Source organism: Bradyrhizobium sp. LCT2, from assembly GCF_009931255.1.
GTDB lineage: Bacteria > Pseudomonadota > Alphaproteobacteria > Rhizobiales > Xanthobacteraceae > Bradyrhizobium > Bradyrhizobium diazoefficiens.
In genome coordinates this window covers 3145621-3166031 of the sequence record NZ_CP034432.1, presented here as the reverse complement: position 1 = coordinate 3166031, position 20411 = coordinate 3145621, and the positions used below count along the sequence as shown (strand labels likewise).

21 protein-coding genes are annotated in these 20411 nt (G+C 65.3%); 8 read left to right on the top strand and 13 right to left on the bottom strand.

Annotation, left to right across the window (positions count from 1 at the left end):
• Nucleotides 1–4: 4 nt before the first annotated feature.
• Genes EI171_RS15410 through EI171_RS15395 form a run of 4 tightly spaced genes read right to left on the bottom strand, consistent with a single transcriptional unit; the run spans nt 5 to nt 4065 of the window.
• Nucleotides 5–1177 (bottom strand): acyl-CoA dehydrogenase family protein, encoded by a 1173-nt coding sequence (locus EI171_RS15410; protein ID WP_161533773.1) that lies wholly within the window; start codon nt 1175–1177, stop codon nt 5–7.
• Entirely contained in the window at nt 1171–1971 is an 801-nt protein-coding gene (locus EI171_RS15405) for an ABC transporter ATP-binding protein (protein WP_011089193.1), read from the bottom strand. Before EI171_RS15405 ends, EI171_RS15410 begins: the two co-directional genes overlap by 7 nt.
• Nucleotides 1965–2987 carry an ABC transporter permease gene (locus tag EI171_RS15400; RefSeq protein WP_161533772.1) on the bottom strand — a complete coding sequence of 341 codons (1023 nt, stop codon included), beginning with the start codon at nt 2985–2987 and terminating at the stop codon, nt 1965–1967. The genes EI171_RS15405 and EI171_RS15400 overlap by 7 nt, the downstream gene beginning before the upstream one ends.
• Nucleotides 2965–4065 (bottom strand): ABC transporter substrate-binding protein, encoded by a 1101-nt coding sequence (locus EI171_RS15395; RefSeq protein ID WP_161533771.1) that lies wholly within the window; start codon nt 4063–4065, stop codon nt 2965–2967. The genes EI171_RS15400 and EI171_RS15395 overlap by 23 nt, the downstream gene beginning before the upstream one ends.
• Nucleotides 4066–4542: 477 nt before the next feature.
• Between EI171_RS15395 and EI171_RS15390 the strand changes: the two genes are divergently transcribed.
• A complete protein-coding gene (locus tag EI171_RS15390) occupies nt 4543–5526 on the top strand; it encodes an ABC transporter substrate-binding protein (protein WP_161533770.1) in 984 nt (327 codons plus the stop codon).
• A 119-nt stretch (nt 5527–5645) separates the two neighbouring features.
• On the opposite strand, the gene EI171_RS15385 is transcribed toward EI171_RS15390, so the two are convergent.
• Nucleotides 5646–6074 (bottom strand): hypothetical protein, encoded by a 429-nt coding sequence (locus tag EI171_RS15385; RefSeq protein ID WP_038966491.1) that lies wholly within the window; start codon nt 6072–6074, stop codon nt 5646–5648.
• A 334-nt stretch (nt 6075–6408) separates the two neighbouring features.
• Here EI171_RS15385 and glgC point away from each other — a divergent pair, with 334 nt between their 5' ends.
• Genes glgC through EI171_RS15370 form a run of 3 tightly spaced genes read left to right on the top strand, consistent with a single transcriptional unit; the run spans nt 6409 to nt 9431 of the window.
• Nucleotides 6409–7671: a glucose-1-phosphate adenylyltransferase gene (gene glgC / locus EI171_RS15380; protein WP_161533769.1), complete on the top strand. Its 1263-nt coding sequence runs from the start codon at nt 6409–6411 to the stop codon at nt 7669–7671.
• A complete protein-coding gene (gene glgA / locus EI171_RS15375; RefSeq protein ID WP_161533768.1) occupies nt 7668–9125 on the top strand; it encodes a glycogen synthase GlgA in 1458 nt (485 codons plus the stop codon). The genes glgC and glgA overlap by 4 nt, the downstream gene beginning before the upstream one ends.
• 45 nt (nt 9126–9170) lie before the next feature.
• Nucleotides 9171–9431, top strand: a complete 261-nt coding sequence (locus EI171_RS15370) for a SemiSWEET transporter (RefSeq protein WP_011089200.1) — start codon at nt 9171–9173, stop codon at nt 9429–9431.
• Nucleotides 9432–9456: 25 nt separating this feature from the next.
• Here the strand turns inward: EI171_RS15370 and EI171_RS15365 are convergent, their stop codons facing one another.
• Together EI171_RS15365 and EI171_RS15360 are read right to left on the bottom strand one after the other, a co-directional pair.
• Entirely contained in the window at nt 9457–10053 is a 597-nt protein-coding gene (locus EI171_RS15365; RefSeq protein WP_246740545.1) for a Crp/Fnr family transcriptional regulator, read from the bottom strand.
• A 342-nt stretch (nt 10054–10395) separates the two neighbouring features.
• Nucleotides 10396–11199 (bottom strand): class III extradiol ring-cleavage dioxygenase, encoded by an 804-nt coding sequence (locus EI171_RS15360; protein ID WP_161533767.1) that lies wholly within the window; start codon nt 11197–11199, stop codon nt 10396–10398.
• Nucleotides 11200–11357: 158 nt separating this feature from the next.
• On the opposite strand from EI171_RS15360, the gene EI171_RS15355 reads away from it, so the two are divergent.
• Nucleotides 11358–11537, top strand: a complete 180-nt coding sequence (locus EI171_RS15355) for a hypothetical protein (RefSeq protein WP_028176145.1) — start codon at nt 11358–11360, stop codon at nt 11535–11537.
• 7 nt (nt 11538–11544) lie between these two features.
• On the opposite strand, the gene EI171_RS15350 is transcribed toward EI171_RS15355, so the two are convergent.
• A complete protein-coding gene (locus tag EI171_RS15350; RefSeq protein ID WP_161533766.1) occupies nt 11545–13026 on the bottom strand; it encodes a carboxylesterase/lipase family protein in 1482 nt (493 codons plus the stop codon).
• Nucleotides 13027–13177: 151 nt separating this feature from the next.
• Nucleotides 13178–13426 carry a hypothetical protein gene (locus EI171_RS15345; protein ID WP_011089204.1) on the bottom strand — a complete coding sequence of 83 codons (249 nt, stop codon included), beginning with the start codon at nt 13424–13426 and terminating at the stop codon, nt 13178–13180.
• Between the two features lie 190 nt (nt 13427–13616).
• Between EI171_RS15345 and EI171_RS15340 the strand changes: the two genes are divergently transcribed.
• The 3 genes from EI171_RS15340 to EI171_RS15330 all read left to right on the top strand — a co-directional run bounded on the left by EI171_RS15340 (nt 13617) and on the right by EI171_RS15330 (nt 17144).
• Nucleotides 13617–16307 (top strand): alpha/beta hydrolase fold domain-containing protein, encoded by a 2691-nt coding sequence (locus EI171_RS15340; protein WP_161533765.1) that lies wholly within the window; start codon nt 13617–13619, stop codon nt 16305–16307.
• A 130-nt stretch (nt 16308–16437) separates the two neighbouring features.
• On the top strand, nt 16438–16710 hold the full coding sequence (locus tag EI171_RS15335) for a hypothetical protein (protein WP_011089206.1): 273 nt from the start codon (nt 16438–16440) through the stop codon (nt 16708–16710).
• Nucleotides 16711–16838: 128 nt separating this feature from the next.
• Entirely contained in the window at nt 16839–17144 is a 306-nt protein-coding gene (locus EI171_RS15330; protein WP_161533764.1) for a hypothetical protein, read from the top strand.
• 82 nt (nt 17145–17226) lie between these two features.
• On the opposite strand, the gene EI171_RS46435 is transcribed toward EI171_RS15330, so the two are convergent.
• The 4 genes from EI171_RS46435 to EI171_RS15320 form a co-directional block, all read right to left on the bottom strand.
• Complete coding sequence (locus EI171_RS46435; protein WP_256380424.1) at nt 17227–17355, bottom strand: hypothetical protein; 129 nt, start codon at nt 17353–17355, stop codon at nt 17227–17229.
• Nucleotides 17356–17406: 51 nt separating this feature from the next.
• Nucleotides 17407–17571 (bottom strand): hypothetical protein, encoded by a 165-nt coding sequence (locus tag EI171_RS44750; RefSeq protein ID WP_166466032.1) that lies wholly within the window; start codon nt 17569–17571, stop codon nt 17407–17409.
• 101 nt (nt 17572–17672) lie between these two features.
• Nucleotides 17673–18191, bottom strand: a complete 519-nt coding sequence (locus EI171_RS15325) for a septal ring lytic transglycosylase RlpA family protein (protein ID WP_161533763.1) — start codon at nt 18189–18191, stop codon at nt 17673–17675.
• Nucleotides 18192–18523: 332 nt separating this feature from the next.
• Nucleotides 18524–20176 (bottom strand): NAD-dependent malic enzyme, encoded by a 1653-nt coding sequence (locus EI171_RS15320; RefSeq protein ID WP_074077674.1) that lies wholly within the window; start codon nt 20174–20176, stop codon nt 18524–18526.
• Nucleotides 20177–20411 lie beyond the last annotated feature (235 nt).

The window sequence follows — 20411 nt, the reverse complement described above, 5'->3', positions numbered from 1 at the left end:
AAAGCTAGAGGTCCAATGCGGCGCGGCCGAGGCCGGTGCGCGTGGAATCGTCCTGCGGCGTGTGCACGCGACCGCACAGCACGTCGCGATAGTGCCGCTCCAGTGGATTGGTGCGAGAGAGGCCGTGATTGCCGGTAAGCGACAGCGCGTCCTCGACGGCGGCCACGGCATTGTTGGTGACGGTGAGCTTGATCACGTTGGACTCGGCCGCCGAGAGCTCGACACCGTCGTCGAAGTCGCCGGCAAAAGAGGCGATCAGCCGCGCATTGACCGCGAGCCGGGCCTCGACGGCGCCGAGGATCTCCTGCGCACGCGGCAGAGTCGCGAGCGGCGCGCCAAGGCTGGCGGGGACGCGTTGCTTCAGGAACGAGATCAGCCAGTCGCGCGCGGCGCGGGCGACACCGTCATAGATCGCGGCAACGAAGATGGTGTGCACGGTCGCCTGCGTGACGTCAGGTCCGCGCCAATCGGCGGGCTTGCGGACATCGACCTCGGAATCGAGCGGGATCACGACGTCGTCGAAGATGACGTCATGGCTGCCGCTGGCGCGCAGGCCGTGATGGTCCCATGTCTCGACGATGCGCGTGCCCGGCAGGCCCGCCGGCACCAGGAACTGTCCGACCCGCGGCTCCGCCTCGTCGGTCCGGGCCCAGACCAGATACCATTTCAGGATCGGCGATCCCGTCGAATAGATCTTGTGGCCGGTCAGGCGCCAGCCGGTCTCGGTGCGCCGCGCGATCGTCGCCGGCAGGCCGCCGCGCGCAGGCGAGCCGAGCTCGGGCTCGACGCGCAGCGCGTTGACGAGTGCAAGGCCTTCGACAGTCTCACGCGCAAGCTTGCGCGACAACCGGGCGGGCCAGGTCGGACTGCGCGCCATGACGAGATGATTGATGTAGTGCATCGACAGCACCAGCGCGGTCGACGGATCGGCCTTGCCGATGATGCCGATGACGCGCGCGGCGTAGCGCGCACCGGCGCCGGCCCCACCATGGACTGCGGGAACCGTCAGCGACAGCAGGCCGGCCTCGGAGAGCTCGCGAAAGTTCTCGAACGGAAAGCTGCCGGTGCGGTCGTGCTCGGCCGCGCGCGCGGCGAAGGCCTCGGCCAGCGCCTCGGCGCGGGCGACGTAGTCGGGTTCGCTATGAGCCAGGCGGCCTTTGGCTATGGAGGTCACCATGTCGCATCCAGTCCCAGAAGGCCGAGGATCTGGCGCCGCAGGTCGGCCAGATATGGATCGCCGCGATGGCGTGGATAGGGCCGGTCGACGCGGATGTCGGCCTTCACCCGGGCCGGGCGGTCGCTGAACACGATGACGCGGTTGGCGAGCACCAGCGCCTCCTCGGCGTCGTGCGTCACCAGCAACGTGGTAAAGCCCTTGCGCTGCCAGAGCGCGACGATCTCGGCCTGCATGGTGATGCGGGTGAGCGAGTCGAGCTTGCCGAGTGGCTCGTCGAGGATCAGGATTTTGGGATCGTTGACCAGTGCACGCGCCAGCGCGACGCGCTGCGCCATGCCGCCGGAGAGCTGGTGCGGATAGGCGTTGCGGAATGACGCAAGGCCGACCAGATCGAGCGCGTCATCCACGCGCTGCCGCTGGCTCTTGAGGATGCCCTGGGCCTCGAGGCCCAGGGCGACGTTGTCCCAGACCGACCGCCAGGGAAACAGGGTCGGATCCTGGAACACGACGACGCGCGAAGGATGCGGCCGGGTGATGCGGGCCTCGTCCTCACGCAGCGTCCCCGCCTTGGGCTTGTCGAGACCGGCGACGAGCCGCAGCAGGGTCGACTTGCCGCAGCCGGAGGGGCCGAGCAGCGCGACGAATTCGCCGGGCTCGACCGAGATGCTGACGTCGCTCAACACCGGCAGCTCGGCACCGTCGATGTCGAAGGCATGGCTGACCTGCTCGATGTCGAGCGCGGCGCCGGCGGCGGGATGCGTGGCGACTTCGGCCAGTGCGGCTGCGGCTACCATTTCACGGTCCCCTTCTGCCAGACCAGCAGGCGGTCGCGGATCGAAAACAGCAGCGTGATCGCGCCGGAGCAGAGCAGCGACATCACGATCAGCGCCGCGTACATGTTGGCGTAAGCCGCCCAGCCCTGCGCCCATTGCAGATACCAGCCGAGGCCGGCCTTGACGCCGATCATCTCGGCGACGACGAGCACGGCAAAGGACGAGCCGAGCCCCATGAACAGGCCGACAAACACATGCGGCAGTGCCGCGGGGATCGCGACCTTCAGCACCAGGAAGGACGGCTTTGCGCCCAGCGTGCGCGCCACGTCGTAATAGGCGTTGCTGACGCTCGCGACGCCCGACCAGGTCAGCACGGTGACGGGAAAGCCGGTCGCCAGCGCGATCAGGAAGGTCGAGGCGCTCCAGCTCGACGGGAAGGTGAAAAAGGCAATCGGCAGCCAGGCGGTCGCCGGCAGCGGGCCGATGAAGCGCAGCACCGGATGCACCCAATAGCCAACCGCACGCGACCAGCCGATCGAGACGCCGGTCAGGAATCCTATCGTGGCGCCGATCAGATAGCCGCCAAGCTGGAGCTTGACCGAGGCGAACACGCTGTCGAGCAGCTTGGGCAGATCGTCGGTATAGACCTCGATGATCGACTGCGGTGGTGGAAAGAACGGCAGCGGCAACCAGGCGAATTTTGCGGTGGCGACTTCCCACAAGATCAGGAAGGCACCGAGCGCGACGAGCCAGGGCGCGCGCTTATGCAACGCCTTGCCCGCCGAGCCGAGATAGTCGGCACCGACGGTGCCGAACAGCGCGACGGCCGCGATGACGAAGGCGGCGATGCCGAGCGAATGCGTGCGCGACCAGTCGCCGACATCTTCCCACCACAGGCAGGACAGGCCGAAGGCGATCCAGGCGACGCTGGCAAGAATACCGACACCGGATTCACGGACCCAGCTCGCAAGCAGCGGCGCGCGGGCGAGGCGTGGTGCGCCGGAGGCGAGGCCGTCAGACAGCGAATACGTCGACATAGATGCGCTCCGCGAATTTGGCAGTATCGGTGCTCTGCTTGAAGACCTGCACGCTCTTCAGGTCGTCGGCATAGGCCTTGAGCTCGCGCTTCAGCACTTCGCCGACGGGATGATGGTGGTGGGTGTGGTAGCGCACCATGCCCTCGATATCGGCGAGCGTCGCCGCTTTCGGTGCGTAGGGCTGGAACGATTTCGCGGCCACCGTCGGGTTCTGCGAGGTGAACATCGCGGCATCGAGCAGCGCCTGCGTGATGGCGCGCGCGACCTGCGGCTCCTCGCGCACCAGGCTGCCGCGCACGCCGACGATGCAGCAGCTCTTGTCGCGGTATTCGCCGTCGAGATTGGAGGCGACTTCCTTGTACTGGCTGTCCTTCAGCCAGAGATAGGCGAGCGGATCGGACGACAGGAAGGCCTGCACCTCGCCCTTCTCGACGGCGACGTTGAGGAGATTGCCGGGATAGGCGCGCCAGTCGACGTCCTTGACCGGATCGATGCCGAGTTTGGCGAGCTGGATCGAGAAGAAGTTCTTGTCGGGACCGGCGAGATCGCCGACCGCGACGATCTTGCCCTTGAGGTCGGCGAGCCTGCTCACGCTGGAATCGGTGCGCGTCAGCACGCGCATGCAGCCTCCATGGGTGCCGGCGGCGATCTTGACGTCAAAGCCCTGCTCCAGCGGCTTCAGCCAGCGCAGCGCCATGCCGAGACCGGCATCGCTCTTGCCGGTCGCGATCGCTTCAAGGAGCTGGTCGGTCGAGCCGGAATAATTGACGAGCTCGACGTCGAGATTCTGCTTCTGGAAGAAGCCGTGCTCGATGGCGACGGGCAGCGGCGCGAGGCAGACCGCGCCGGCATTCCACGACAGCTTTAGCTTACGCGGGGCACCCGTCAGCGCGGGCGCGTCAGATGCCGTCCGGCACAGCGGGAACTCGGAGAAATCGATGCCGGATCCGATCGGCTGCGGCGCGAAGGCCTGTGCGCCGAGCGCACCGAGCGGTGCGGCGAAAGCCGCAGCCAATCCCGCCTGGAGCAGATGGCGACGGTCGAGACTCGATCCGCCGCGCTTGTTCTCGTTGTTCATCGGGCCCTGGCTCCTGCGCTGGCACGTCTCCGCCGTTTGCGCAACGAATGTCGTTGCCCATGTTCCGTGCGGAGCTGCGTTGAGAGAAAGTTCTTTCGTCGGCGCTTCCGGCGCCGCGTTGATGCGATGCGCAAATCATGCGGCGCGCTCGCCGCATCGTCAATGAAATGGAATTTCGAATGTTGCGCGAAGCGAAGTCATTCTCTCCATCGTCGCGTCCAGGAACGGTGAAAGGATTTTCGCGGCCTGGTCCGTTCGCAAGCTCCATCACGGCTGCGGCATCCGCATCGTTGCTGCGCCGCTTTGCGCCGGCGCACGTCGCTTTCTCGAAAGCGATCGTTCGCTGAAACGTCCTTGCCGATCGCGCGCGCAATACGGTTGGCTATTTCATTGACTGCGCATCGCGCGCTCATAGACTTGATCGTCCCGCTGCATCGTTCGCTCACGCGCCGTGAGCAAGCCAACAAGACAGATCACATGAGCATCAACTCTTCCTCTCTCGATCATTCCCTGACGCGCCGGCTTGCGGCGTCGCTGCTGGCGGCCGCCATCACCTTGTCGACGGCGGCCGCATCGCTCGCGGCCGACACCGTCGTGCTGCGCGTCGGCGACCAGAAGGGCGGCAATCGCTCGCTGCTGGAGATCTCCGGCTACGCGAAGGACCTGCCCTACAAGATCGAATGGTCGGAATTCCCGGCGGCAGCTCCGATCCTCGAAGCGCTCAATGCGGGCGCGCTCGACGTCGGCTACACCGGCGACCTCTCCTTCCTGTCGGTTTATGCGGCGGGTGCGCCGATCAAGGCGGGCGGCACGCGCTCGGATGCGAAGACGCAGGCGATCCTCGTGCGGCAGGATTCGCCGATCAAGTCGGCGGCCGACCTCAGGGGCAAGCGCCTCGCGGGCACGCGCGGCGGCTGGGGTCAGTTCTTGATCGACGCGACGCTGGAGAAGGCGCAGATCAAGCTGGAGGACGCGACGTTCGCTCCACTCGGCCCCGTGGATGCCAAGATCGCGCTGGTGGCGGGCTCGATCGACGCCTGGGCGGTGTGGGAGCCCTATGTCTCCTTCGCCACGCTGAAGGACAAGGCCCGCGTGATCGCCGACGGCGACGGCCTGACGCCGACGATCACCTTCATCGTCGCCTCCGACAATGCCATCGCCACCAAGCGCGCGGCGGTGCAGGACCTGGTGCAGCGGTTGAACAAGGCACGGCTGTGGTCACTGGATCATGTTGCCGAATACGCCAGGAGCACGGCCGAGCTGACCAAGCTGCCGGAAGACGTGCTGCGGTCGGCCTACACCGCGCAACGCACCAGCCCGATCGTGATCGACGAGAACGTGGTGAAGGAGATCCAGGCAGCTTCGGACCGCTCGACGCGCTACGGCATCCTGCCGAAGAAGCTCGACGTCAACCAAGCCGTCGACCGCAGCTTCACCGCGGCGGCCGCCGGGTCGAACTAGGCGGAGGCGGCGGGATGCGCAGGCTTCGCCTCAAGGCCGGCCCGCTGCATCTCGCCGCGATCGTGCTCGCGCATCTCGCCTGCATGAGCCTGATCGTGTGGCTCTCGCTTTAACCGCGATCACCAATATCCGCGGTAGTACGGGCGCGCATACGGCCGGTAATAGCCGTAATAGGGCCGATAGACCCGGCGGTAGCCATAGTATCGCGGATAGGCATAGGCCGGCCCGTAGCCGTAATAGGCCGGCGCATAACCATAGCCATATCCAGGATAACCATAGCCACCGTAATACGGGCCGCCGCCGTAATAGCCGTAGCCGTAAGGCGCGCTGCTGGCGATGGCGCCGCCGATGATCGCGCCGACCGCGAGGCCGCCGAGGCCCCATCCCCAGCCGCCGCCGCGCCAATGCACCTGCGTGACGTCGTCGCCGGCCGCAGCCTTCATGGCCGCGACATTGGTCGGCATCGGGGCTGCTGCGGCCTGCCCGATTTGGCCAGCCATGACCGCACCTGCCAGCGAACAGGCAATTGCCGTTGTCCAGATCCTCATCGTCTTGCTCCCTCTCGGACGTTTCGCCTGGAAAAAGGATCGCAGGCGTATGATCGGGCATCCTTGCGCCAAGTCAAACGCTCGATTCTGCGTGCGGCGCACAAGAGAGCCCATGCATGCCTCAATTGTGGTCAGGCTCGCCGCGCCGGGATGACACCGATGCGACGGCGCCTGCGCCGCGCACGACGGCAAAGCATTAAGCTTCCCGCGCGTTCGCAACCAACAACCACCTTCCCGATTTACTATTCGTACCGTTACTATTGGTTCCAATGGTGCGCGGCCGAGAGGCATCTCGCGAGGGCTCCGACTTGCGCCAGAAGAGTGGGAGGATGACATGAGTGCCGTCGGAAATGAGCCGCTCGCCCGTCAGGCGCTGGCGTTCGTCCTGGCTGGCGGACGCGGCAGCCGGCTTCTGGAGCTGACCGACCGGCGCGCCAAGCCGGCGGTCTATTTCGGCGGCAAGTCCCGCATCATCGATTTCGCGCTGTCGAACGCGGTGAACTCCGGCATCCGCCGCATCGCGGTCGCCACCCAGTACAAGGCGCACAGCCTGATCCGGCATCTTCAGATGGGCTGGAACTTCTTCCGCCCGGAGCGCAACGAGAGCTTTGACATCCTGCCCGCGAGCCAGCGTGTCTCCGAGAACATGTGGTATGTCGGCACGGCGGACGCGATCTACCAGAACATCGACATCATCGAGTCGCACAACGCCCGATTCATTGTCGTGCTCGCCGGCGACCACATCTACAAGATGGATTACGAGGTGATGCTGCGCCAGCACGTCGATAGCGGCGCCGACGTCACGGTCGGCTGCCTCGAAATGCCGCGCGCGGAATCCTCCGGCTTCGGCATCATGCATATCGACGAGAACGGCTGGATCCAGGAGTTCCTGGAAAAGCCGGCCGATCCGCCGCCGATGCCGGGCAAGCCGGACGTCTCGCTCGCCAGCATGGGCATCTACGTGTTCGATGCGAAATTCCTGTTCGACCAGCTCAAGCGCGACGCCGAGGACCCGAGCTCGAACCACGATTTCGGCAAGGACATCATTCCCTACATCGTCAAGAACGGCCGCGCGATCGCGCACCAGTTCTCGACCTCCTGCGTCCGTTCCGGCAGCGATCCCCGCGCCTACTGGCGCGACGTCGGCACGGTCGACGCCTATTGGGCGGCCAACATCGACCTCACCGACGTGGTGCCGGAGCTCGACCTGTTCGACCGCGCATGGCCGATCTGGTCCTACTCGGAGATCACGCCGCCCGCCAAGTTCGTCCATGACGAGGAGAGCCGGCGCGGCCAGGCGGTGAGCTCGCTGGTCTCGGGCGGCTGCATCATCTCCGGCGCCTCGCTGCGCCGTTCGCTGCTGTTCACCGGCGTGCGCATCAACTCCTATGCCAATGTCGAGAACGCCGTGATCATGCCCTATGTGAATGTCGGGCGCGGGGCGCGGCTGAAGAACGTCGTGATCGACCGCGGCGTCGAGATTCCCGAGGGGCTCGTCATCGGCGAGGATCCCGAGCTCGATGCAAAACGCTTCCGAACCACCGAGCAGGGCATCTCCCTCATCACCCAACCGATGATCGACAGGCTGAATACATGACGCCTGCTCGCGTCCTCGCGGTCGCCTCCGAAGTCTATCCCATCGTCAAGACCGGCGGCCTCGCGGATGTCGCCGGCGCGCTGCCGATTGCGCTGAAGGCGCACGGCGTCGAGATGCGCACCCTGATGCCGGGCTATCCCGACGTGATGCGGCTACTCTCGGGCGCGGAGGAGATCCGGCGCTGGCCGGATTATTTCGGCGGGCCGGGCCGGCTGCTCGCCGGCGCGCATGACGGGCTCGACCTGTTCGTGCTCGACGTGCCGCATCTCTACGCGCGGCCGGGCAACCCATACGTCACGGCAGAGGGGGTCGACTGGCCGGACAACGGCGTGCGCTTTGCGGCGCTGTCGCGCGTGGCGGCCGACATCGGCCACGGCCTCGTTCCGGCCTTCGTGCCCGACATCGTGCACGCCCATGACTGGCAGGCCGGGCTCGCGCCCGCTTATCTGCGCTACGACAATCGTCCGCGTCCCGGCACCGTGATGACGATCCACAACATGGCCTATCAGGGCAAGTTCGCTCCTGAGCTGATCGGTGCGATCGGCCTGCCGTGGAGCTCCTTCGACGTCAACGGCCTCGAATATTTCGGCGGCATCAGCTTCCTGAAGGCCGGCCTGCAATTCGCCGATCGCATCACGACGGTGTCCCCGACCTACGCGCGTGAGATCCAGAGCGACGAAGGCGGCATGGGGCTCGGCGGCCTGCTGCGCGCGCGCGCGGGCGCATTGAGCGGGATCCTCAACGGCATCGACATCGCGGTGTGGAATCCGCAGACCGATTCGCACATCGCCTATCGGTTCGGCGCGGAGGACCTTACGTTCCGCGCTGCGAACAAGGCGGTGCTTCAGCAACAATTCAATCTCGATTCCTCGGACGAAGCCCCCCTGCTCGGCGTCATCAGCCGGCTGTCCTGGCAGAAGGGGCTCGATCTCCTGCTCGAGGCCATTCCGACCATTTTGGGCGAAGGCATGCAGCTCGCGCTGCTCGGCAGCGGCGACCGCGATCTCCAGGATCGCTATCAGGCCGCCGCCCGCGCGAATCCCGGCCGGATCGGGGTCGTGATCGGCTACGACGAGATCCTGGCGCATCTGATCCAGGCCGGCTCGGACGCGCTCATCGTGCCGTCGCGGTTCGAGCCGTGCGGCCTGACCCAGCTCTGCGCGCTGCGCTATGGCGCCGTGCCGATCGTCTCGCGCGTCGGCGGCCTCGAGGATACCATCGTCGATATCGGCGAGGCGGACGCGTCCGGCCGCGAGGCCACCGGCTTCAAGTTCGGCCCGGTGACGGCGGATGCCCTCGCCGGCACGCTGCGCAAGGCCAACACGGCTTTCCACGACAAGCTGGCCTGGCGGCAGCTGCAACGAAACGGCCTTGCGACCGACGTCTCCTGGCGCAGCCGCGCCGGCGACTATGCAGCGCTGTATCGGAGCCTGATCGAATCGCGCCGCGCCTAGCACGTACCGGCTGAGCCCACGCCGAATCCATGTTATAGGATCGGCATGGACCCGTTCTTGATCAAGCTGATCGGCTTTGCTGCCGCCACCTGCACCACCGTCGCCTACGCGCCGCAGTTCATCAAGGTCTTGAAGACCCGCTCGGCGCGCGACATCTCGCTCGGCATGTTCCTGGTCATGGTGCTGGGCCTGGCGCTCTGGTTGATCTACGGCCTGCTCAGCGGCGACGCCCCGCTGATCGCCTCGAACGCCGTCACCATGCTGCTCGCCGGCGGCATTCTGGTGATGAAGCTGAGATACGGCTGAGCTTCCTGATGCCTCGGATTCTTGTTCAGTCGGAAAAACGAAGCCGCTGGTATTGCAACTTCACCGCACGGTAGCATTCGCAGGTGGCCTTGTTGAGCTCGGCGACGTTGACGATCTCGATGTGGCCATGGCTGAATCGAATGACGTTCGCCTCCTGAAGAGCATGGGCGACGAACGAGACGCTGTTCCGGCGAACCCCGATCATCTCGGCCATCAATTCCTGCGTAAGCTTGAAGCGATCGCGGCCGGATAGATCCCGGACGCGCAAGAGCCATCGCGCCCATCTCGCCTCGACGGTTTGGGATGCATTGCAGCCCACGGATTGCTGGGCCTGAACGAACAGGGCCTGGCTGTGACGCGCCAGGCCATCCCGGAACTCGACACTCCGCTGTGCGAGCGCGCGAAGGCGAGCAGCTTCGATCTGTAAAGCCACGCCCGGCACCAATACGACAGCATGCACCAGTGCGACGGGTTCTCCCAATATGCCAAAAGTGCCCAAAATGCTGTCGGAGCCGACCAACGCCACTTCGATCCGTTCTCCCGCTTCAAGTTCGACAGCGAGAGACACCACGGCTGTGAGCGGAAAATGGGCCCACGCAACGGTTTGGCCGAGCTCGATCATCGAGGCCCGCTCCGGAAACTCGACGGCCTTGAGATGCGGGCGAATGGGCGAAGTCGGCCGGACTGAGCGACTTGAGAAAAGCGTTCTGGAAGGGATCGGCCGGCACCATCAAATTCTTCGGAAAAATCTTAGAGCAATAGACACAACCATAGCGCGAATGCGAATCGAGCGAAACGGTCAGAAACACCCGCATATGCACTGTGGCGGGCGGATGAGCTACGGGAGGGCGCGTGCGAATGTCACCCCGCCGTGAGGGCTCGTTACGAACAACTCTGGGAACGGATCATGCCAGCAGGATCGACGCGACGTCGGCGTGAACCTTGATGCTTGCAGCCGCGCGGTTCAAGGCTGACCACCGAACATGTACGACGCCATCGCGACGCTTGCGACCTCGTCCACGAAGACACGATGGCCGACGTCGTTGCCGGCAGCGCCGGCCGCGACCATCAGCGGCAGCAGATGGTCCTCGCGCGGATGCGCCAGGCGCGCGCTCGGCGCGTTCTCCCAGTCGACCAGCATCGCGTTGCGGCGCGCCGCATCCGGCGCGCTGATCGCCTCGTTCAGATAGGCCTCGAAATCGTAGGAGACCGGCTTGGATTCCGGCCGGTTGAAGCCGCGCATGTTGTGATAGGTGAGCCCGCTGCCGACGATCAGAATGCCTTCGTCCCGCAGCGAGGCGATCGCCTGCCCGGCCTTGATGTGCTCGGCCGCATCGTAGCTCGATTTCAGCGACAGCAGCACGATCGGCATGTCGGCGTTCGGGTACATCAAGCCGAGCGGCACGAAGGTGCCGTGATCAAAACCCTGATTGGCATCTTCGCGGCAATCGAGGCCGGCGCGCGCGAGCAGCGCCTTCACCTCCGCGGCGAGCTCGGGCTTACCAGGCGCCGGATATTTGAGGCGGTAAGTATGCTCCGGGAAACCGTAATAGTCGTACACCATCGGCGGATGCGCCGAGGTCGACACGGTGAAGGCGTCCGCCTCCCAATGTCCGGTGATGACGAGCACGGCTTTTGGTCTCTCGGGGAGAAGCTGTGGCAGCCGCCCGAACTCCTCGGCGGTCCTGGCATATTGCACCCGCCGGTCCTCCATGAACGGCCAGGGGCCGCCGCCGTGGGACAGGAACAGGGTCGGAAATCGCGTCATGGGCGAAAGCTCGTCTCGTTGACAACATGCGCGTGCGAGCCGCCCGCGCAACCGGCGGCGAGCATAGGCAAACCCCTATGGTTAGCAAGTCGTTAACGATTTGCCTTCCAAAATCCCCGCCATGGTCGAAGGAGTCGGCCAGAAGACGAGGACGTGAGATGAGGAAGTTTGCGCTGGGGGACGTCGTCAACAGTGACAAGGGCCGCCGCGGCGTCGTCCGCGCCGCCTACAAGTCGCGGGAAGGCCAGCAGTTCTATGCCGTCGAGAAGGACGGCGCGATGGACTATCTGGAGGAAGACCGGCTGAGCCCGGCGCCGCGCGTCGAGCTCGCGGCCTAAGCCCAACTCATTTTCTGCTCTCACTTGCGAGCCGGTCGAGACGCTCTGCGAAGGGATCGTCTCCGCTCGCGGTGCGATCATTCGTGATCAGCAGCAGGCGATCGCCGCCTGCTGCCGCGTCCCAGCGTGGCAGGTCGGGACCGTTGGGATCGCCGCTCCTGGCGAAGTTGATCCAGTAGCTGCGCATGCGGCTTGCGAGCTCGCGATCGCGCCGTGAGAAGATGCCGGCACCGGGCACGCCTTCCACGCCGAAGATGAACTGCAATTCCCGCCCGTGACCGCCGTCCGGGTTGGTGCGCCGGGCCTCCGGCACGTAGGCGAAGCGATAGCGGAAGGTCGGCGCGCCGCTTGCGGCGTGCAGACGAGCCAGCAATCTCACCGGCTCGGAGAAGACCTTGTCGGTATAAAACCTTGCCGCGAGGTCCGAAGCTTTGGCGAGGTCGGGATAGAGCTTGCGCAGGTCATCGACGGCGGTGCCAGACGATGCAAGCGCCTCGGCGATGTCAGGCTCGCTGTCGAAATCGGTCTCGTCATCGTTGGAGCCGATGATCAGGGGAATCCGCCCTTCATGCCCGGCCGCAAAACCTGCGGCAATATCTTCTCTCACGAGGCTTCCATCGATCGTCGGCGCAAAGCCGAGCGGGACTTTCGCGAGCAGCTTCTTTTCGGCGGCAAGCAGCCGTGCAGGCCCGATCGCACGCGCGTTGGTTTCCTTGGCATCCGGTCCGAGCGTCGCGACGAATTGCAGGCCCCAGGCCTCCGCCTCCTGCCGCGCGCGCAGGCGCACGCGGCCGGGCACCGATTGCAGGATGGCTTTCTGAAACAGACCACGCACCTCGTCGCACAGCATCAACAGCGCGATCGACGTCGCGCCCGCACCATTGCCGAACAGGGTGACGTTCCCGGGATCGCCGCCGAACGCCGCGATGTTGTCGTGGACCCAATGCAGCGCCGCGATCTGGTCCATCAGTCCGTAGTTTCCGGAGCCGTCTTCCGAGAGCGCCGGATGAGTGAGCCAGCCGAGCGCGCCGAGGCGGAAATTCACGGTCACCACGATGAGGCCGGCCTGCGCGAGTTTCGCGCCGTCGAACATCGGATCGTTCGCGGTGCCGCCGACGAAGGCGCCGCCATGAATGAACATCATCACCGGCAGCGGGCCGTCGACGCCGAAGGGGCGGAACACATTGAGCGTGAGGCAATCCTCGCTCGCCTTTGGCAGCGACGGCTGGAGGCAGGGCGCGCCGTACTCGTAGGCGGTGCGCATCTCAGAACTCTCGGCCGTTGCCTCCGGCGGGCGCCAGCGCAGCGGGCCGACCGGCGGCGCTGCATAAGCGAGCCCCTTGAAAAACGCCACCTCGCCTTCGACGCCGCCGAGCATCTGGCCTTCGCGCGTCAACGCGAATGGAAACTGTCCGACCGGTTGAGCCATGGCCGAACCGGCGAGGCAAAGGAATGCGGAAACCACGATGAGCGCAAGCAGGGACCGCATCTTGGGGATCTCAATGCGCGGAGAAGTTCCCCGGAAGGTTACGTCTACGGCTGACGGAGAAGCAAGCTCCGGTCTTACCTCTCCCCGCGAGAGCGGGGCGAGGGAGCGCACCTGCGCTGCGGCCAGAGCTCAACTCATTTGCGGCCTCCGGCTAGCTGCCCTTGGCAATGATCTCCGCCAGCGCGCGCCGCGCGACGATGCCAAGCTCACCAAGCGTGGAGTGACCGGCCTGCGCCGCCTCGATCAGGCGCTCGGCGATGAATTTGCGGCTGTCGTGATCGCCGCCATGCGGCAGTTGGCGGCACGTCTCCTCCAGGACGACGTCCATGTTCGCTTTCGTCCGCTCACTCAACTCTGTCATGACGCCCGGTCGGTACGCGTGGCTTGTAATCGCAAGCATACACAGAAGGATGTGGTCTGATTAGACCGGACAATCCCGGCGATTGTGCATCGCGGTGCGTGTATCGCCGCAACCTTCGCGCGGCCAAAATCACGCCGCGATCGACTACCGAAGATTGCACTTGTCCTGATGACAAGCCGAGCCTGCAGCGTTAGCCTGCCGGCAAAACAAAATACACGGGAGGAATGCCATGCCTGACGCAATGGTCGCCGCACGCGAGTCCAAAGCGGCCAGTGGAACAGCCCAGCAGGTCGACGTTGCGGTGGTCGGCGCCGGATTTGCCGGCCTTTATCTGCTTCATCGCCTGCGCCAGGCCGGCTTCACGACCGTCGCCCTTGAAGAGGCCGTCGATGTCGGCGGCACCTGGTACTGGAACCGCTACCCCGGCGCGCGCTGCGATATCCAGACCATCGACTACAGCTACACCTTCGATCCGGAACTCGAGGCGGCCTGGGCCTGGTCGGAGAAATACGCGACCCAGCCTGAGATCCTGCGCTATCTCGGCTTCGTCGCCGACCGCTACGAGCTGCGCCGCGACATCCGCTTCGGGACCAAGGTCACCGAAGCCAAATGGAACGAGGCGGCTGAGCGCTGGCAGCTCACCACCGACAATGGCGCGCCAGTCTCCTGTCGCCATTACATCATGGCCACGGGCTGCCTCTCCGCGCCAAAGCCGCCGGAGATCGACGGGGTCAAGGACTTCAAAGGCGAAGTCTATTTCACCGGCCGCTGGCCGCATGACGGCGTCAATCTTGCGGGAAAGCGCGTCGCCGTGATCGGCACAGGCTCGTCAGGCATCCAGTCGATCCCGCTGATCGCCGAACAGGCCGCGCATCTGACCGTGTTCCAGCGCACGCCGAATTTCGCGCTGCCGGCGCACAACGGCCCCGCGCCTTCCGACCGCATGAGCCTGCTGCAAGGCGACCGCGCGGCCTATCGCGAGCAGGCGCGCCAGTCGATGGCCGGCGTGCCCTATCCGCAGCAGACGGCCGTCAGCTGGCAGCTCAGCGATGCCGAGCGCCGCGCACGGTTCGAGGAGGCGTGGGGCAAGGGCGATCTCGTCTATATCCTCACCCAGCTCTGGGCCGACCAGGCGGTCGATGTCGACGGCAACAAGCTGATCTGCGACCTCATCCGCGAAAAGATCTCGGCGACCGTGAAGGATCCCGAGACGGCGGCGGCACTGATGCCGCACGACCATCCCTTCGGTGCAAAACGTCCCTGCCTCGACACCAACTATTACGCGACCTACAACCGGCCGAACGTCACGCTGGTCAATCTGCGCCAGGAGCCGATCAAGGCGATCACCGCAACCGGCATCACCACGGCCAGGCGCAGCGTCGACGTCGACGTCATCGTGTTCGCGACCGGCTTCGACGCCATGACCGGCGCGATCCGCGCGGTGCATCCGATCACCGGGCGCGGCGGCAAGTCGCTATCGGATGTCTGGGCGCAGGGGCCACAGACCTATCTCGGGCTCACGGTCGAGGGCTTCCCGAACTTCTTCATGATCACCGGTCCGGGCAGCCCGTCGGTCCTGTCGAACATGGCGGTGTCGATCGAGCAGCATGTCGACTGGGTCGTGGACCGGCTCAGGGCTTTGCGCGATGCCGGCTTCACCACCATCGAGCCGACCGAGACGGCGCAGGCCGGCTGGGGCCAGCACATGGCCGACTGCTCGATGCTGACGCTGCACCGGCTCGCCAACACCTGGTACACGGGCGCGAACGTTCCCGGCAAGGTGCAGGGCCTGATGCCCTATACCGGCGGTGTCGGTCCCTACCGCAGCATCTGCGATGAGGTCGTCAGCCGCGGCATGCTCGGGTTCAAGCTCACCGGCCCCAATGTCGCCGCGCAGTGCAATGACGGCGAGGTGGTGCGGCTGCAGCCGGATGTGCGGCTGGTGCTGAACCTGCTGGCAACGCTGAACCTACCACCGATCGAGTCGATGGGCGCGCTCGGCGCCCGCGCCTTCGTCAACGAGTTCAACAAGGGCCGTCCGGCGGGGCGACCGATCGGCGATGTCGTCGACGGCACGCTGCCGGGCACCGACGGCCCGCTCCCCTATCGTGTCTACAAGCCGGCAACCCCGGGGCCGCATCCGGTCGTGATCTATTTCCATGGCGGCGGCTGGGTGCTCGGCGACGAGCAGTCGGACGATCCGTTCTGCCGCGACATGGTGCGACGAACCGGGATGATGTTCGTCAGCGTCGGCTATCGCCACGCGCCGGAGCATCGCTTCCCGACCGCGGCCGAGGACGGCTATGCGGCGACGCGCTGGATCGCCGAGCACGCCGCCGAGCTCGGCGGCAAGCCGGGCCCGGTGCTGGTCGCGGGCTGGAGCGCCGGCGGCAACATCGCCGCCGTCACCTGCCAGCTCGCGCGCGATCGCGGCGGGCCCGATATCGCCGGTCAGCTCCTGGTGTGCCCAGTCACCGACTGCGACTTCGATCGTTCCTCCTACAATGACAATGCGACCGGCTACTTCCTGACGCGCTCGCTGATGTACTGGTTCTGGGACCTCTACTGCTCGCCGGCCGACCGTACTGATCCGCGTGTCTCGCCGCTCCGCGGCAAGGTCGCGGGCCTGCCGCCGGCCTTCGTCGTCACCTGCGAGTTCGATCCGCTGCGCGACGAAGGCATCGCCTATGCCGAAGCGATGGCCGCTGCCGGCGTCCCGGTCGAGCAGCTCAAGGCGCGCGGCCAATTCCACTCGTCCTTCGCGATGGTCGACGTGGTGATCACCGGAGTGCCAGGCCGGGTGCAGATGGCCGAGGCCCTGCGGCGTTTTGCCGGGCTTCCGCCGGAGGTCAGCCTCGGCGACGAGCACAGCCACGGTCATACCAGCCCGGGACACAAAATCGCAGCGGCCGCGAGCTAGTCGCGACAAGGCAGCCGGGAACCTTTTCCCGGCCGCCGCGTTGGGAGATGTGGCATCGAGATGCAGCGATAGGTATGGGCCCCGGAGCGCAAGTCTGCGCGCTGGGGTTCTTTTTGCGTGAGGCGAGGCGATGGGGGACGTGGTTGCGGATTCAAAGGTCGATTTCGGCGCACGTGCAGCGCTGTATAAATGGCCGTCACTTGCCAACCAGCGCCGGCCGGACCGCGAGTCCTACCAGGTAAGCGAGGGCACGCTCGACGAATGCATCTCGGCGTTCATGGACAAGCCGGCGGCGACCCGGCATCTCTATGAGATCCGCACGGCGGCGCAGCCGCCGCTGGTCACGGATATCCTCTCGCCCGAGCACGTCATCGAGCTATCGCGCCTGAGAGAATTTCTCTGATTGCGTGCAGACGCCAGGGCTGCGCGTGCCAAGGCTGCACGTGCACGACAAGCTTTTCCCACACATAGGAACCTTCTTCCGGTTTTTCCCGTTAACGGAGATCGGAAGCCAAGGCGTGAGTGTCCAAGATGCCGAGACCTGGCGTGCCATCCACGGTCGTGCCTTATGGCGCAGACCAGACCCTGTTCGTGGTGATCGATCGCCGCGACGAGGCGACCGAAATCCGCGTCGAGCGAAGCGATCTAGAGACCACGATCGGCGAGCTCGTCGCCGGCTACTTCAACGACCCGATCAAGGTGATCTCGTTCAACACGCTCGAACACTGGATGAAGGACATCTCGACCGACGTCGCCGGCGAGATTCGGGCGCGATGCGACATCGATGGCGTGACGCTGCCCGACTATCTCAGCGATTTCGTCGAGAGCCACACCTGATCGCGCGTTATCGTTGTTGATACGCCGCAATTCGCAGGCAAAAAAAAAGCGCCGCTTCCGCGGCGCTTTTCGTGTGGCAACCTCAGTGATGCCAGAACAATGCCAGCAGCAGAATGATCGGCAGCGGCACGCCAAGCAACCAAAGCAAAGCACCTCGTCCAAAACCCATGGCTCTCTCCTCCTCTTGCATCACGGACATGACGCGGGACATGAGAGGAAGTTCCGAGCGCTGCAGTGAGGGCGAATGCGCTCAGAGCATGGTTTATGAGGGTTGGGCGCGCCGATACTTGCCGGCGATGACCTCGATCTCGCGGCGGCGTTCGTCGGCGAAGGCCAGGAGCTTTTCGATCGTCAGCGTATCCGTGATCCGTTTGGCGAGCCGCTCGGCACGCGCGGCCTGATCTTCGAGATACTGGATCGTGTTCAAGCGCCCGCCTCCCCAAAAGCCCCGAATTGTTGGGGCACCCATGGTGCTTGAGAAGCGGCTAACAGACGGTTAAGCGGCGGCTCGCATCGATGAATCGCCCCTCACCGCACGACGTCGAGCCTGACATTGGCGATGCCCTTGTCCACCATGCCGAGCGCCTCGGCCGCAGAAGGCGAGATGTCGACCACGCGTCCGCGAACATAGGGCCCGCGATCGTTGACCCTGACGGTCACGAAGCGGCCGGAGGAAACATCGGTGACGCGCAGCTTCGTGCCGAACGGCAGGCTGGGATGCGCCGCGGTCAATTCGTTCTTGTCGAACCTCTCGCCGCTCGCGGTCTCCGTATCCGAATAGAAGCTCGCAACGCCATGTGAGGCGGTTCGCTTTTCGTCACCGTTGGGGACACGCGCCCGGCTGATCGGCCGTGGATGCAACGCCGCCACGCGATGCGGCCGCTCGATTGCGGCCTGCCGGCCGGTGCCGGCGAGATCGGCCTTCTGGCGGCCGACCGGAGATTGCGCGCAGGCGGCGAGCGAGGCCGCGCCAATGATGGCGAGCAGCAACCGGCACGAGGTCACGGGGGAAATCCGGGCACTTTCGGCACGTGCAAAGCGAGACATGATACGCCCCTCCGAACGGCCTCAAGTTCGGTGGGCAATGAGGGCAGAACCTTGTCGGAACAAAAGCGGGCCTGAGGCCAGGGCTTTTTCCCAACCGGCTGTGACGATTCCACCACACTGGCGTGTCCTGAATCGGGACAAATCAGCGAAAAATCAGCTTGATACGGCGCGCTGGGCGATCGGGCGCGCCCCCGGTTGAGTACCGTCCGGATCGGCCTCACACTTGTCCGTCACCCGGATCGCGCCGGACGATGCTGCGCGTTGCCTGATCCGCCCCTCCATCCTCTCTTTCGTTCTTACAGGGAGCGAGGGGCCGCCTCCGCGCGTTCGCCTCAGTATTTCGGCTCGTACATCTGCGACTGGACCAGAGCCTTCACGTCGTTGGGCGCGGGGCCGTCGGCGAGCCCGCGCTGATAGGCAACGTCTGCGACTGCGGCGGCAATGCGGGCCGAGACTTCGCGGATGCGGGGGAGTGCCGGATAGAGGCTGCCCTGCGCGAGGTCTTCCTTGCCGACGCAATCGGCGAGCGAATGGGCGGCGGCCATGAACATCTCGTCGGTGACGAGACGCGAGCGGGTGGCGATGACGCCGAGGCCGACGCCAGGGAAGATGTAGGAGTTATTGCCCTGGCGCGGCACGAAGGTGCGGCCATTGAGCTTCACCGGGTCGTAGGGGCTGCCGCAGGCGAACAGCGCGCGGCCCTCGGTGTAGCGATAGGCATCCTCCGCCGAGCATTCGGCCTTCGAGGTCGGGTTGGACAGCGCGAACACGATCGGATGCTCGTTGAGCCCGGCCATCGCCTTGAGCACGTCGGGCGTGAAGGCGCCGCCGACCGCGGCGACGCCGATGATCGCCGTCGGCTTCAGCGTCTTGATCGCGGTGAGGAAGTCGGAGATCGGCGCCTGGCCGGCATGCGCATAGCGGAGCTTGTGGCCGGACAGACCATCCCGGCCGCTGACGACGAGGCCGCGGGAATCCACCAGCCAGTTGCGGCGGAGCGCCTCCGCCTCAGTGGCGCCCTCGGCCATCATGGCGGAGACCACGAGATCGGCGATGCCGGTCGCCGCCTCGCCCGCACCGAGGAACAGGATCTTCTGATCTTTCAGCTTGCCGCCGGAGATGCGCAAGCCTGAGAACAGGCCGGCAAGCGCCACCGCCGCGGTGCCCTGGATGTCGTCGTTGAAAACGCAGGCTTCATCGCGATATTTGTGCAGCAGCTTGAACGCCGAGTGATTGGCAAAATCCTCGAACTGGATCAGCACACCCGGGAACGTCTTTCGCGCGGCGACCATGAACTCGTCGACGAAGCTGTCATAGGCCTCGCCGGTGAGCCGCCGCTCGCGCAGGCCGAGATAATAGGGATCGTTCAACAGCTCTTCATTGTTGGTGCCGACGTCGAGCACGATCGGCAGGCAATGCTCGGGATGCACGCCGGCGCAGGCCGAATAGAGCGAGAGCTTTCCGACCGGAATACCCATGCCGTTGGCGCCGAGATCGCCGAGGCCCAGGATGCGCTCGCCATCGGTGACCACGATCAGCCTGGCCGGATAGGGCCAGTTCTTCAGGATCTCCGCGATCTGGCCGCGATCGCGCGAGGAGATGAACATGCCGCGCGGCCGCTGGAAGATCAGGCCGTACTTCTGGCAGGCGAGCCCGACGGTCGGCGTGTAGATGATCGGCTGGATCTCGTCGATATTGTCGACGACGACGCGGAAGAACAGCGCCTCGTTGCGGTCATGCAGCGCATTCAGCGCGACATATTTTTCGAGATCAGTCGGCAGCATACGCAGATTGGTGAGCACACGATCGACCTGCGTCTCCATCGTCAGCACGCAGGGCGGCAAGAGGCCGCGCAGGCCGAGCGCGGCGCGCTCCGCCTCAGTGAAGGCGGTGCCCTTGTTGAGCAAGGGATCGCGCAGCAGCGTCATGCCGTGCGATTGATCGGACGATGGCGACTGGGCAGCGACCCGGGCAGGTCTATTCACGAATTCCCCCAAGGAGTTTCTTATTGAACAGCAAGCATTGTCGGCCAGCGCTCCCCGGAGATCAAGGACATAGGAAGTTCATGTGTCGATTATGATCTCGCACCGCAGCGAGAATTTTAGTGCAGCTCGCAGATCAAGCGCGAGGCAAAGGTTAACACCGCAAGGCTCTTGTCCCTCATGGTGAGGAGCGCGGCACGCGTGTCTCCGGACGATGCCTTGCATCGCCTGGCGAACC

Coding starts and splice junctions, on each gene's coding strand:
- EI171_RS15410 (WP_161533773.1), bottom strand. CDS start 1,177: ATGGTGACCTCCATAGCCAAAGGCCGCCTGGCTCATAGCGAACCCGAC.
- EI171_RS15405 (WP_011089193.1), bottom strand. CDS start 1,971: ATGGTAGCCGCAGCCGCACTGGCCGAAGTCGCCACGCATCCCGCCGCC.
- EI171_RS15400 (WP_161533772.1), bottom strand. CDS start 2,987: ATGTCGACGTATTCGCTGTCTGACGGCCTCGCCTCCGGCGCACCACGC.
- EI171_RS15395 (WP_161533771.1), bottom strand. CDS start 4,065: ATGAACAACGAGAACAAGCGCGGCGGATCGAGTCTCGACCGTCGCCAT.
- EI171_RS15390 (WP_161533770.1), top strand. CDS start 4,543: ATGAGCATCAACTCTTCCTCTCTCGATCATTCCCTGACGCGCCGGCTT.
- EI171_RS15385 (WP_038966491.1), bottom strand. CDS start 6,074: ATGAGGATCTGGACAACGGCAATTGCCTGTTCGCTGGCAGGTGCGGTC.
- glgC (WP_161533769.1), top strand. CDS start 6,409: ATGAGTGCCGTCGGAAATGAGCCGCTCGCCCGTCAGGCGCTGGCGTTC.
- glgA (WP_161533768.1), top strand. CDS start 7,668: ATGACGCCTGCTCGCGTCCTCGCGGTCGCCTCCGAAGTCTATCCCATC.
- EI171_RS15370 (WP_011089200.1), top strand. CDS start 9,171: ATGGACCCGTTCTTGATCAAGCTGATCGGCTTTGCTGCCGCCACCTGC.
- EI171_RS15365 (WP_246740545.1), bottom strand. CDS start 10,053: ATGATCGAGCTCGGCCAAACCGTTGCGTGGGCCCATTTTCCGCTCACA.
- EI171_RS15360 (WP_161533767.1), bottom strand. CDS start 11,199: ATGACGCGATTTCCGACCCTGTTCCTGTCCCACGGCGGCGGCCCCTGG.
- EI171_RS15355 (WP_028176145.1), top strand. CDS start 11,358: ATGAGGAAGTTTGCGCTGGGGGACGTCGTCAACAGTGACAAGGGCCGC.
- EI171_RS15350 (WP_161533766.1), bottom strand. CDS start 13,026: ATGCGGTCCCTGCTTGCGCTCATCGTGGTTTCCGCATTCCTTTGCCTC.
- EI171_RS15345 (WP_011089204.1), bottom strand. CDS start 13,426: ATGCTTGCGATTACAAGCCACGCGTACCGACCGGGCGTCATGACAGAG.
- EI171_RS15340 (WP_161533765.1), top strand. CDS start 13,617: ATGCCTGACGCAATGGTCGCCGCACGCGAGTCCAAAGCGGCCAGTGGA.
- EI171_RS15335 (WP_011089206.1), top strand. CDS start 16,438: ATGGGGGACGTGGTTGCGGATTCAAAGGTCGATTTCGGCGCACGTGCA.
- EI171_RS15330 (WP_161533764.1), top strand. CDS start 16,839: ATGCCGAGACCTGGCGTGCCATCCACGGTCGTGCCTTATGGCGCAGAC.
- EI171_RS46435 (WP_256380424.1), bottom strand. CDS start 17,355: ATGTCCCGCGTCATGTCCGTGATGCAAGAGGAGGAGAGAGCCATGGGT.
- EI171_RS15325 (WP_161533763.1), bottom strand. CDS start 18,191: ATGTCTCGCTTTGCACGTGCCGAAAGTGCCCGGATTTCCCCCGTGACC.